General features: G+C 37.3%; 10 protein-coding genes and 1 riboswitch. Of the genes, 6 read left to right on the top strand and 4 right to left on the bottom strand.

The annotated features are described in order from the left end of the window. The first annotated feature begins 64 nt into the window (after window positions 1–64). Window positions 65–724 carry a hypothetical protein gene (locus BXY82_RS10545; RefSeq protein ID WP_133758157.1) on the top strand — a complete coding sequence of 220 codons (660 nt, stop codon included), beginning with the start codon at window positions 65–67 and terminating at the stop codon, window positions 722–724. A 2-nt stretch (window positions 725–726) separates the two neighbouring features. Here BXY82_RS10545 and BXY82_RS10540 read toward each other — a convergent pair whose 3' ends face one another. Continuing rightward, complete coding sequence (locus BXY82_RS10540; protein WP_133758156.1) at window positions 727–993, bottom strand: heavy-metal-associated domain-containing protein; 267 nt, start codon at window positions 991–993, stop codon at window positions 727–729. A gap of 596 nt (window positions 994–1,589) precedes the next feature. Between BXY82_RS10540 and BXY82_RS10535 the strand changes: the two genes are divergently transcribed. Beyond that, window positions 1,590–2,033, top strand: a complete 444-nt coding sequence (locus BXY82_RS10535) for a cold-shock protein (protein ID WP_133758155.1) — start codon at window positions 1,590–1,592, stop codon at window positions 2,031–2,033. Here the strand turns inward: BXY82_RS10535 and BXY82_RS10530 are convergent. From BXY82_RS10530 to BXY82_RS10520, 3 genes are all read right to left on the bottom strand, one after another. Continuing rightward, entirely contained in the window at window positions 2,030–2,626 is a 597-nt protein-coding gene (locus tag BXY82_RS10530) for a pseudouridine synthase (protein ID WP_243835778.1), read from the bottom strand. The two genes, BXY82_RS10535 and BXY82_RS10530, sit on opposite strands and share 4 nt — an antisense overlap. Further along, window positions 2,613–4,913, bottom strand: a complete 2,301-nt coding sequence (locus BXY82_RS10525; protein WP_133758154.1) for a type IA DNA topoisomerase — start codon at window positions 4,911–4,913, stop codon at window positions 2,613–2,615. Before BXY82_RS10525 ends, BXY82_RS10530 begins: the two co-directional genes overlap by 14 nt. A gap of 205 nt (window positions 4,914–5,118) precedes the next feature. Next, the gene (locus tag BXY82_RS10520) at window positions 5,119–5,925 is read right to left on the bottom strand and encodes a DUF1853 family protein (protein WP_133758153.1); all 807 of its coding nucleotides are present in this window, start codon (window positions 5,923–5,925) and stop codon (window positions 5,119–5,121) included. A gap of 111 nt (window positions 5,926–6,036) precedes the next feature. Between BXY82_RS10520 and BXY82_RS10515 the strand changes: the two genes are divergently transcribed. The 4 genes from BXY82_RS10515 to BXY82_RS10500 all read left to right on the top strand — a co-directional run bounded on the left by BXY82_RS10515 (window position 6,037) and on the right by BXY82_RS10500 (window position 12,084). Further along, entirely contained in the window at window positions 6,037–7,593 is a 1,557-nt protein-coding gene (locus BXY82_RS10515; protein WP_133758152.1) for a DEAD/DEAH box helicase, read from the top strand. Window positions 7,594–7,777: 184 nt separating this feature from the next. Continuing rightward, window positions 7,778–8,401: an NADPH-dependent F420 reductase gene (locus tag BXY82_RS10510; RefSeq protein WP_133758151.1), complete on the top strand. Its 624-nt coding sequence runs from the start codon at window positions 7,778–7,780 to the stop codon at window positions 8,399–8,401. A gap of 140 nt (window positions 8,402–8,541) precedes the next feature. Then, entirely contained in the window at window positions 8,542–11,013 is a 2,472-nt protein-coding gene (locus BXY82_RS10505; RefSeq protein ID WP_133758150.1) for a zinc-dependent metalloprotease, read from the top strand. A gap of 501 nt (window positions 11,014–11,514) precedes the next feature. Next, a complete protein-coding gene (locus BXY82_RS10500; protein WP_133758149.1) occupies window positions 11,515–12,084 on the top strand; it encodes a DUF4251 domain-containing protein in 570 nt (189 codons plus the stop codon). A 454-nt stretch (window positions 12,085–12,538) separates the two neighbouring features. Then, window positions 12,539–12,635, top strand: a riboswitch (SAM-I-IV-variant riboswitch). The last annotated feature ends 15 nt before the right edge of the window (window positions 12,636–12,650 follow it).

The raw sequence follows: 12,650 nt of genomic DNA, 5'->3' as shown, positions 1-12,650 counted from the left end.
TTATTGTTAGTTTCGTTAATAGGTACAATTATTGATTAAGGTACCTGAAACAGTTTCTAAACGTATGGCAACCTACAAACTTAAGCTTTTAGGCATTTTTTTTCTCGTAACAATTTTCAATACGAACGCTCAGGAATTTCCAATTAAGAGTATTCCTATTCCTGCAGTAGAAAAAAAGGAAGAAAAGAAAGAACCAGCGCCTACACCCGTTAAAATTGATCCGGTAAAGAAAGAAGAGTCTACTCCAAAAGAAAATCCCATTACCATTAAAAAACAAGAAAAGGAATTTTCAATGTTTGACGACTCTAATCTTAGGGATCCAGGTGAAATTTTTGATAAAAAATGGAATGCCAAGGCTGTAGAACAGGGTTTTAAAATGGAAACTATGGAAGACCAGTTTTTGGGTAATTTCAGAATGACAGGAAACAAGGCGAATATTGTTTGTAGAGATCATGAATATCCTGATGGCGACCGTGTACGCGTTTTTGTCAATGGCTCAGTATTCATCCCCAATTTATTACTGACAGGAAGTTATAAGAGTTTTGACGTGCCGTTGGTTCCGGGCATCAATAAAATAGAATTTGTAGCGCTTAATCAAGGAGAGTCGGGACCAAATACCGCAGAATTTCAGGTGTATGATGATAATGGCGTAATTGTATCTTCTAAAAAATGGAATCTACTTACTGGTGTTACTGCTAGTATTATTCTTATAAAGGAAGAGTAATACTAAAATAATGGGAAGAAAGGTTCTTTAGCAATCACATGATACCCCAAGGCCTTCGCTTTGTCCTGCAACTCGGTGATATGTACAACCTGATCTGTATGAACGGTAAATTCTAATGGGTAGACACCAGCTTCAAAGATAACCTTTGTCACCCCATTTACTTCCATAATAGCTGCTTCCAATCGTGATTTTTCATTCGCCTCATTCACATCTGTGGTGAATTTTTTACCATAATTTCCTGGGATAATATTTTCAGTGATAAAAGTCATTTAGCGTTATGTTTAGCGGAGTTCTCTTTATAAATTTAGATAAATATTTACAAATCTCCTAATAGATTAGTTCTTTATAAATGAAACTTTGTGGTTTATGAGCTGCCTGAAAAATATAATCTTCTGTTGTAAAGACCTCAAGGCAATAGATTTAAATATCTATAAAATTTTTGCCATCTTATTAATTTTATCATTTTGGAGAAAAATAATTCCTTTTACAAATTTTGTTCCAAGTATCGAATTAGGGAACAATCCTATTTATAATAGGACAAAAAAATATTTACACGAGGATTGTTTATAAAGCAAGTCTGGCAATTAAGGTGCTTTTTAAGGCTGATATTAGTTTAGTTTTTGGCTCTTCATATGAGGGCTAGGCCCACAACCACAAAGAATAATGGCTTGACAGATGGCAGATTGAAATCAATATCTTATATTTGTAAGGTATGTATATAATTAGAGACTTATTACTCTCTATAATTTACATACGTTGTAATCACTTGATTAATCTTTAGACGTTTCAATTTTCAAAAATTGCCTATCTTCAGTATTGATTGGTATTTCAAAGTTTAACCCTTAAAACATATTTAAAAAAAAGAATGGCTAAGTCGCAACAGACCTTTAACAAAATTGAAAAAGAAAAAGCACGTGCTAAAAAACGTGAAGAAAAAAGAAAGAAAAAAGAAGCCCGTAAAGCGGAAGGTGGAACAGATGGTATTCAGTTTGCTTACGTAGATGCTTACGGCAATTTAACAGACACACCTCCAAACCCTGAAGATAAAATTAAAGTTGAAGCTGAGGATATTGTATTAGGTGTGCCTAAGAAAGAAGAAGGCGAAGAAGAAGATCCGATCAGACAAGGAAAGGTATCTTTCTACGATAGCTCTAAAGGCTTCGGATTTATCATTGACCTAGAAAATAATGAAAAGTATTTCTGTCACGTGAGCGGACTCTTAGATGATATCGCTGAAAATGACAAAGTAACCTTTGAGTTGGAACGCGGAATGAAAGGCATGAATGCCGTTAGAGTTAAGCGCGTTTAATCTACTTTTAATTCATTCAATTTTATAACCTCACCTGGTGCCATTCTATTTAAATGAATGGTACCAATACGTACACGTACCAATCTCAATGTAGGAAAACCAACCGCAGAGGTCATTTTGCGGACTTGTCTAAACTTTCCTTCGTTTATCGTAATCGATAACCATGAGGTTGGCCCATGTCGTGCATCCCTTATTTTTATAGACCGTTCTGGTAATTTAGGAGGACCTTCCAATTGAAATACTTTGCACGGTTTCGTATCGTATTTAATCCCTTTAAACCCGATATTGACACTCGTTTGCAAGGCCGCTATGGCGTGTGCTGTAATAGCACCATCTACTTGCACATAATATTCTTTTTCTACCTGACTGCTGTTGATTTCATTGCTTAAAAATCCATCGGTGGTAAGAAGCAAAAGGCCTTCCGAATTTTTATCCAAACGACCAACGGGCATCACGCCTTCCGGAAATTCATAGAGTTCTCCCAAAAATTTTTTATTGCGTTCGTGTTTGGCATTACTCATAAATTGACTTAAGTATCCAAAAGGTTTATGAAGCATATAATACACATGTGTTTCTGCTTTAGATGTCTCCATTTAAAATGCTATATACCAATTCCTTACTCATTTTTTTTCCTTCTGATTTTTTACGAACCTCGTCGAAGGTAAATCTGAAATCACAGCCTGATTTATAGGCACTACACCCATAGGCTGTTTTGCCTTTGATAACCGTTCCTTTTTTGCATTTAGGACAGGTCAGTGTATCGAGAAGCGCTTTTTTGGCCGATTTCTTTGGCTCCAAAACCAGTTGAAATTTATCATCAAAACGTAGGAGTCCTTCCAATTCTCCAGTCTCCGTTTGAAATCCTTTTAAGTTGACGGTAGAACCTTTTTGGAGTAATCTAATAAATTGCTTTTCTGAAATCTTTTTGTCTTTAAATTTAAAGGGAAGCACAAAACGACACCCATTCTTAAAGTTGCTACATCCAAAAGCCGATTTCCCTTTAATCAAATATCCTCGTTTGCATTTCGGACACTGTTCTGAAGTTATGCCTGCCTTCTTTTTCGTTTCTCTTTTGGCAACGGTTTTCTGTACAGCTTGGGTGTGTGAAATATTGGCACGATTGGTTTCGCTCCGCACTTCATATACCAAGGCATCCACCATTTTCTTCATGTTCGCAATAAACTGGGCCGCACTATAAGTACCTTTTTCTATATCTTTTAACTGTTTTTCCCACATCCCGGTCAACTCCGCCGACTTTAAAAGTTCATTTTGGATGGTGTCAATCAGCTGGATTCCAATTTGAGTAGGTAAGACCTGCTTCTTATTGCGCTCTATATACTTGCGTTTAAAAAGCGTTTCTATAATATTTGCTCGTGTTGAGGGACGGCCAATTCCATTTTCCTTCATCAGTTCGCGCATCTCATCATCATCCACTTGTTTTCCTGCGGTTTCCATAGCCCGTAGGAGGGAAGCTTCTGTAAATTGATTGGGCGGTTTGGTCTGTTTTTCTAAAAACGACGGCTCGTGCGGACCTTTTTCACCTTTTACAAAACTTGGTAGTAAATTTTCTTTGGCGCTGTTACTGTTTGAACTGGAAGCGCTTTCAAAAACGACACGCCAGCCTTTACTCAAGATTTCCTTTCCAGTAGCTTTAAAATTTACGTCGACTGCTTTTCCAATCACTGTGGTATTAGACACGGCACAGTCGTCATAAAATACCGCTATAAAACGTCTTGTAATAATATCGTAGACCTGTTGTTGGTTGTATTGCAACGGACTTTCCACACCCGTAGGAATGATGGCGTGGTGATCTGTAACTTTCTTATCGTTAAAAACCTTAGCCGATTTTTTAATTTTTTTATTTAAAAGCGGCGTGGTCAGTGGCGCATATTTTGTCAAGTTCTTTAAAATCCCTGGAACCTTTGGATAAATATCATTAGGTAAAAAGGTGGTGTCTACTCTCGGGTAGGTCACCACTTTCTGTTCGTATAACTTTTGGACAATTTTTAAAGTTTCGTCCGCTGAAAAACCAAACTTAGTGTTGCAATACACCTGCAAACCCGTAAGATCGAAGAGTTTTGGTGCATAATCCTTGCCTTTTTTCTTGGTAATAGAGACGATTTCAAACTCGTGTTCTTTTACTTTATTGGCCAGAATTTCACCGTCTTCCATTTTGGTAAACCGACCTTCTTCATAACTAAATACAACATTTCTATAAAGAGTTTGTAATTCCCAATAGGGCTGTGGTACAAAATTTTCAATTTCCTTAAATCGGTTGACCACCATGGCAAGTGTAGGCGTTTGCACGCGTCCAACTGATAGTACTTGCTTATAGCCCCCGTGTTTAAGGGTGTATAATCTGGTGGCGTTCATGCCTAATAACCAATCGCCGATGGCTCTAGAAAATCCAGCATAAAAAAGATTATCATACTGCTCAGAGGGTTTCAGGTTCTCAAAACCTTCTTTGATGGCTTCTGAGGTTAATGAAGAAATCCATAGGCGTTGCACTTTACCTTTATAATTGGCTTGGTCCAATACCCAACGTTGAATCAATTCTCCTTCCTGGCCCGCATCACCACAATTAATGACCACATCAGCGCCATCAAACAGTTTTTTGACAATTTTAAATTGCTTCTGAATGCCAGAATTGCTGACCACCTTGGTTTTAAACTTTTCGGGCAGCATGGGTAAATTATTTAAATCCCAACTTTTCCAATGCGGTTTATAATCATTGGGTTCCATAAGGGTACACAAATGCCCAAACGTATAGGTTACTGCATAGCCATTGCCCTCATAGTATCCATCATGTTTACTATTGGCTCCTAAAATAGCTGCAATTTCTCGGGCAACACTCGGTTTTTCGGCAATACAGACTTTCAAAATTAGATTTTGGTGTTTGATTAATGGTGCTCAATATTTGGGGGCATAAACCCAAAATAAAGTTGATTAATGGTAAATTTAATAGAGTTTGAAACGCTGATTGAACCCTGCAAAATTACCTGTGCAAAGTAAAACTTTTTGTGGACATCTGGCAAGGATTCTGTTTAAACCCACAATCTGTTTGGGGATGAATCGATTATAAAATTTACCACCAGACTACAAAGAATTTTTTAATGTACGTGCCAGTCTTCAGCCAACATAAGGGCGATCGATGTTCGTGTAGCCAAACCATAACGTCCACCATAAAATCTTCATAATCTAGCCAACTCACGTTGTCATCAGGGTCCATGATCCAATTGAGCTTGCTGGGAATATAAAATAAATGGGCTTTAAACTGGGCAAGATCAGCGCTGTTACAATAAAACCCGTTTACACACTCAAGGTTTAATTGGCTAAAAGCATCGCCTCTAAAATGTAATGGCAAAAACAATTGGGCTTTAAAGAGGACCTGTTGCTGAATGTCTGAGGCGTTCAATCCTAGTTTTTTAATCAGCGGTTGTGTTTTTGGGTGATAGAGGAGTGGCAACTGTTTTTCTTTAAGTTTGTTCAGTTTCTGCACCAGTGCATCTTTCCGATTTGGGCCAATCCAATGTGCCAATTCACTATCTCCTACATCTGGATCATACAGATAAAATTTATAGATGATTTCCAGATGCACAGGCCCAGTATTGGTCACCAATAAAGCATCCAATTCGCCAATGGTTAACTTGTCATCTTGTATCTGAATGTTTTTGGCCAAAATAATACAAGAAGGATCGGCTGCCATTTCGTGGAATACAAATTGTTCCACAAGCTTCCCAAGTCTAAGATTTTTACCGTTTGGGATGATATGATGTTCAATTGAATATGAACCCATAACATAGGGTTTCAATCCGTAAACTGGAGCATCACACCAAAGTAAAGGTGTGTTGACATATCCTTCAAAATTTCGTTGTAAAGTAACTGTATCCATAATAATCCGTCGCAAATTACAAATATCTTTTATACGAAATATTGCAATACCCCTCTAATACACTTATCTTTGCAGCTTCTTACTAATACAAATGCCTAAGCTCCATTGCGAATGTCTGTAAAAACCATTTCAGAAAATTTAGAACGTCAAACCGGAAAAGATTTATATAATTATCAGAAAAAAGCTATCGATAAAGTATTTAAAGCTTTCGATGAAGCTCCTGAAGATTATCATTTACTTTACCAATTGCCTACTGGTGGCGGAAAAACGGTTATATTCTCTGAATTTGTAAGACAATACTTGAAGAATCACGACAAAAAAGCTGTGATTTTAACCCACCGTATTGAGTTGCTCAAGCAAACCTCAAAAATGTTGACGGAATTTAACGTAAGCAACAAGGTGGTAGACAGTAAGGCTAATTTGGATGATCAGGCCGACTATAGCTGTTTTGTAGCAATGGTAGAAACCTTGAACAATAGGCTCCAAGAGGATATGTTGGATATATCAGATGTCGGTTTGGTTATTATTGATGAGGCTCATTACAATTCTTTTACTAAACTTTTTAAGTACTTTGAAAAATCCTTTATTCTCGGCGTTACGGCAACTCCGTTGAGTTCTAATAAAGATTTACCAATGAAGGATAATTATAATGAACTGATTACTGGTGAAACTATAGAATCCCTTATTGAAAATAACTTTTTGTCTCGGGCCGAAACTTATCAATATAATGTTGGATTGACCTCATTGGAAGTGGGCTCTAACGGCGACTATACCGTTAAATCTTCTGAAGATCTCTACACCAATACAGACATGTTAAGAAAAGTGGTGTATGCCTATGAGCAACACTCCTTAAATAAGAAGACCTTGATTTTCAACAACGGGATCAACACTTCTTTACATGTTTATGATACCTTTAAAAGAGCAGGGTATACCATTGCACATTTAGATAATACCGCTTCTAAAAAAGAACGTAAAGCTATTTTAAAATGGTTTAAAGAAACGCCAAATGCTATTTTATCATCAGTAAGTATTTTGACTACAGGTTTTGATGAACCATCTGTAGATACCATTATTCTAAACAGAGCTACAAAGTCTTTGGCATTATATTATCAAATGGTGGGACGTGGGTCTCGTATTTATGAAGGTAAAGAGGTCTTTAAGATTATCGATTTAGGTAACAATATGCACCGTTTCGGACCGTGGGGTGCGGATATTGATTGGCAAAGAATATTCGGATCTCCAAATTATTATTTAGATAGCATTGTTAATGATGATGATATTGAGGCCAATTTTAGATATGAGATGCCCGATGCCATTCGCAAGGAATTTGCGAATTCTAAAGAAGTCTATTTCGATATGAAACAGGCCTATATTGACTCTGTAAATAATGGCGATTCTTCAAAGGTTTTATTGGAGCAATCTATTGCCCATCACACCAAAATATGTGTTGAAAACAGCGAAGATGTTTATGATGCACTCGCTCTCATGAAATTGTTGGAAGATGATATCAATCATCGTTTGGAGCGTTATACACAATGTATCAGTAAAAGCACCTTCAATTTTGTAAAATGGCTGCATGACGATTACCGTATGAAATTACGCGCCTATATCAGAGAGAATTTTGACACGGTTTTTGAAGAAATTCACGGTTATCCACCAGAAGAATAAGCATCTCCTTTTTAGAATCTGAATTAGCTTACCTATTTGTTTAATTTTGCCAACTATCTGTTAAAAGTTGAATTGGGTCAAGATTATGCGCAATTCGGCAAGCGCTTTCTATTAATTCAAGTTAACTTGTAATTAGCAATCTTGATCTTCAAGATGGTTTTAGTAACAGTTAAAAATTAAACAGATGAAAATAGGAGTTATAGGAAGTGGAAATATCGGCGGAAATTTAGGAAAACATTGGGCAAAAGCAGGACACGAAGTGCTCTTCAGCTCACGCCATCCAGAACAGTTAAACGATTTGGTCAGAGATAGCGGCAGCAATGCCAAGGCGGTGAGCGTTGAAAAAGCGTTTGAAGCCAATGCTGATGTGTATCTATTAGCCGTACCTTTTAAAGCCATTGATGAATTGGCTGAGCTCTATGCTGGCGAATATGGAAATCGCGTAATTATTGATGCGACAAACCCATACCCAGAACTCGATGGTGCAATGGCACAAGAGGTAACAGACAGCAATAGAAATGCCTCAGAATACACCGCCATGAAATTTGGGACGGCAAGAACGGCCAAAGCATTTAATACCATAAAAGCCGATCATTTAAAAACGAAAGCGTGGCGTGATCAAGACCGAGTGGCAGTACCATTTGCTGCACAAGATGAAGATAGTAAGCGTGTGACCCAACAACTCATTGAAGACATTGGATTTGATGCGGTATATGTTGGCGATTTAAGCAAAACGAAAATCATGGACCCTGATCAAAAAATTTATGGAAAAGCGGTGAATAGAGCAGAACTCGAATCGATGATCTAAGCACATTATCATAGGATACAAAAGGTCTTATCTGTAAATGGATAAGGCCTTTTTTGTGTTTGGACATTTGTCTGTATTTAGTCCATGTTTAGTTTAAAACTTCTTGCTATATTTATGAACCTTAATAAAAACGCCATTTAATGAAAAAATTATGTCTGTGGGCACTACTTTTTGGAGGGCTCCTCAATCCGCTTAACGTACAGTCACAATCTGCAAGAAAGAAGAAAAAATCTAAAAATGAGGTCACCGCACCGGCACCTGAAAAAAAGAAAGAGGACGCCATCAGGCCTTATGACAAAGTCATAACAAAGGAGGCTGTTACAGATGATGGATTGTTCAAAATCCATAAAATAAAGGATAAGTATTTTTTTGAAATCCAAGATAGTTTGCTCAATAAGGATATGCTGTTGGTGAGCCGTATGGCAAAATTACCGTCTAATTTAGGTGGTGGTTATATGAATGCAGGGTCAAAGGCTAATGAACAGTTAATTACTTGGGAACGGTTTCAGGATAAGATACTCATCAAGGTCAAATCATATAACGCAGTTGCTCATGACAGTTTGCCCATCAATATTTCCGTAAAGGCAAATAATTACGAACCTACTTTATATGCATTTGATATTGCAGCTTTTAACAAAGATTCATCTGCAGTGGTTATTGATGTGACCAAATTTTACAGTACCGATGTTAAAGCCATCAGCGGTCTATCGGCAAGCTTACGTGATACCTATAAGGTCCGCAACTTGGATGACTCTAGAAGTTTTATCACTTCTGCAAAAAGTTTTCCTCTGAATATTGAAATCGTTCAAGACTTTACGTACAATGCTTCAAAACCACCTATGTTACCTGAAACGGAAACTATCAGTTTACAGATGAATCAATCTATGGTTCTATTACCTACAGTGCCCATGCAACCGCGACTTGCTGACCCAAGGGTTGGTTTTTTTACGGTTAGTCAAGTTGATTATAGTAGTGAAGCTTTGAAAGCTGATGAAAAAACATTCATACGTCGCTGGCGATTGGAACCTAAAGATCTTGCGGCCTATAATAGAGGAGAGTTGGTAGAGCCCATCAAACCAATTGTGTATTATTTAGATCCTGCCACCCCTGAAAAGCTGCGCAAATACATTAAGCAAGGGATTGAAGAATGGCAAAAACCATTTGAAACCGCAGGCTTTAAAAATGCCATTATTGCGAAAGATCCTCCAACTTATGAAGAAGATCCAGAATTTAGCGCTGAAGATATCCGATACTCGGTAGTCCGTTATGTGGCGAGCACTACAAGGAATGCTGTAGGCCCGAGTGTATCGGACCCGCGCACCGGAGAAATTATTGAAAGTGATATCATATGGTACCACAACCATTTGCGTTCATATAGAAACCGTTACATGCTTGAGACTGGTGCTGCCAATCCGTCTGCACGTACTTTAGAAACGAGCGATGAAGAAATAGGGGAAATGATGCGCATGGTTATTGCGCATGAGGTAGGTCACGCCTTAGGATTTCCTCATAATATGGCGGCTAGTAACGCTTACGATGTAGAAAGTTATCGGGATGGTGCGTTCACTCAAGAACATGGCATTGCTGCGAGTTTAATGGATTATGCCCGTTATAATTATATTGCCCAACCAGGCGATCAGAATATACGCTTTATCCGTCAGATGGGACCGTATGATCATTATGTCACCAATTGGGGCTACCGCTTTATTCCAGGCGCAACCACAGAAGGGGAGAAGCCAACCTTGAATCAGTGGATTTTGGATAAAGCTGATGATCCACGATTTAAATACGGCAAACAGAGCAGTCGTTTTGATCCGTCGTCACAAACGGAAGATATTGGTAACAATTCTATTAAAGCGAGTACTTACGGACTCAAAAATTTGCAATATGTTGCAGCAAATTTACCGCAGTGGACCAGCGATAAGACCAATGATTATGAAGATTTGAAAGAATTGCAAGGGGAGTTGTTAGGGGTTTGGAACCGCTATATTGGTCATGTTGCCACACATATTGGTGGGGTTTATGAAAACACCAAACGACCGCAGCAAGGTGGTGTCATTTATACTGCTGCTCCTAAAGCCGACCAAAAGGCGGCCATGGCATGGTTACAAACCAATACTTTTGCAACACCTACATGGATGATTGACTTTCAAATTCTTCAAAATATAGACCACACGGGGTATACGGAGAGGTTTAGAAACGCTCAGGCCAGACATTTAAATAATATTCTAGATTTTGACGTGATGGGCAGATTAATTGATGGCATAGCAATTAGTACTGAAAATTATTCGGCGTTGGAACTGTTGCAAGACATGCGTAAAGGCATTTGGAAAGAACTCACTAGCCACCAAAGTGTTGATGTTTACCGTCGTAACTTACAGCGTGCTTATATAGACCGAATGGCCTATTTGATGACTGAAGAATTGAAACCAAGTCGATGGGGATCGTATTATAATGTTAACCAATCAGACGTTAGAGCGTTAGTGAGAGGGGAGTTGAACACTCTGAAAAATCAATTGATTAACCGCAAAAATTCAGTGGCTCAAACGGAGACAAAATACCACTATCAAGATGCCATAAAACGCATTGAATTGATTTTAGATCCAAAATAAAACAAGAATATTTAAGATGAAAGGGCATTTACAGGACACTGTGGATGCTCTTTTTTTTTGACACGATGGTACTACAAAGGTGGTCTCTTCTTTCTATTATCTTTTCTAAAAGTTACACAGAGATCCACAGAGGTTACACAGAGTTCCACAGAGAAAAACTCGTGTAAATTAAATAAATGTTTTTTTGACACGAATTTCACCAATGTCACGAATGATGCGGAAAAACAGTAATTTAAGGGTATCACCAGAGTACATCTTGGGATTCAATATATATCAATTCATGTCAATTCGTGAAATTCGTGTCCAAAACATCTCTTTACTTTTTACTCTTCTCTCTTTTCTAAGAAATAGTTACACAGAGATACACAGAATTCCACAGAGAAATTAGTGTCAATTCGTGAAATTCGTGTCCAAAACTTCTCTTTTCTCATAACAAAATTTTAAGAATAGTTTAGTAAAACCATCGGAATCACTTCCAAAAAAATTCGTAAATTAATAACTATGAAAAATGTACTTCTTTATAGCGCGCTCTTTTTGGTGCTAATAGCATGTGGTTCATCCAAAGAGTTTACACCACAGGATGATATTGCCTATCAAAACTTAAAGGAATTAGTCGACTCGCGATCTTTAGTGATTATCTCCAACAGTGCTTCACCATTTGCATCTGCAGCGTTTAGTAGAGTGGCCAATTCAAATATTTTAGGTCCTGGCAATAACGCCAACAATATTGACTTGACCACAAACGCCAATAAATTGACCATTAAAGGCGATAGTATTAGCGGTTATTTGCCATTTTTTGGTGAACAGAATTTTGGTGGTGGTTATAATGCCAATAAAACTAGTATTGAGTTTGATGATGTGCCTAAAGCGTATGAAGTTATTCAAGACGATGCTAAGCACGCTGTAGAGATTCGATTTAGGATTGATGACAAATACCGCAACAGCGAACATTACGATATGCGAATTACATTATACCCAAATTTAAGAAGCACGATCAACGTACAGTCCACAACCAGAAGTTCAATTGAATATACAGGTCGGGTGAGTGCATTGGAAGATGGCAAGGAATAAAGGCCATTCTTTCTGCTATGAAATTCTATTTTACATAATATAAATTATAGAACAAATTTTATTTTAAGATTTATATTGCCACTCTTAACAAAAATCTCGGATATTGGAAAAATATACGTTAAAATATATTTTAGACGATTCTAGCGAATTGAACCTTGAGTATAAAGTTTAAGAAAAACTATTTAATAAAGATTATACCAACCACTAAAATGGATTTATTGCTAACATGCACAAAAGAAATCTTTAAAGTTTTTTTTTCCATAGTTATATAACAAAAAAAAAGAACAAAGATATTACAGTTTTGGGAATATGGATTTTTACGTGATCTGACATAATTGTAGGTTTTAATTAAAATCTCAATCTGGTAATTTTTCACAATTAGTACTAGAAGATTCTTCTTGAAAATTCTCCAACCTTTTCATTTTTACTATAAAAAATCCCTTACTTTTGCCCACTTAATTATCAAGAATCTCATAGAGAGATAGCAACCTGCATTAACGAGCAAGGTGCTAAATAGATAAGCCAAATACTTTGGAACAAACGTTATCCCATGTCCTCATTATTTG

The organism is Gelidibacter sediminis, assembly GCF_004364975.1.
Classification (GTDB): Bacteria; Bacteroidota; Bacteroidia; order Flavobacteriales; family Flavobacteriaceae; genus Gelidibacter; species Gelidibacter sediminis.
This window is presented reverse-complemented; position numbering and strand designations above follow the sequence as displayed.

Bases quoted from the DNA above. Each gene is read 5' to 3' on its own strand.
- BXY82_RS10500 (WP_133758149.1), top strand. From the start codon at position 11,515: ATGAAAAATGTACTTCTTTATAGCGCGCTCTTTTTGGTGCTAATAGCA.
- BXY82_RS10515 (WP_133758152.1), top strand. From the start codon at position 6,037: ATGTCTGTAAAAACCATTTCAGAAAATTTAGAACGTCAAACCGGAAAA.
- BXY82_RS10535 (WP_133758155.1), top strand. From the start codon at position 1,590: ATGGCTAAGTCGCAACAGACCTTTAACAAAATTGAAAAAGAAAAAGCA.
- BXY82_RS10510 (WP_133758151.1), top strand. From the start codon at position 7,778: ATGAAAATAGGAGTTATAGGAAGTGGAAATATCGGCGGAAATTTAGGA.
- BXY82_RS10530 (WP_243835778.1), bottom strand. From the start codon at position 2,626: ATGGAGACATCTAAAGCAGAAACACATGTGTATTATATGCTTCATAAA.
- BXY82_RS10540 (WP_133758156.1), bottom strand. From the start codon at position 993: ATGACTTTTATCACTGAAAATATTATCCCAGGAAATTATGGTAAAAAA.
- BXY82_RS10505 (WP_133758150.1), top strand. From the start codon at position 8,542: ATGAAAAAATTATGTCTGTGGGCACTACTTTTTGGAGGGCTCCTCAAT.
- BXY82_RS10520 (WP_133758153.1), bottom strand. From the start codon at position 5,925: ATGGATACAGTTACTTTACAACGAAATTTTGAAGGATATGTCAACACA.
- BXY82_RS10545 (WP_133758157.1), top strand. From the start codon at position 65: ATGGCAACCTACAAACTTAAGCTTTTAGGCATTTTTTTTCTCGTAACA.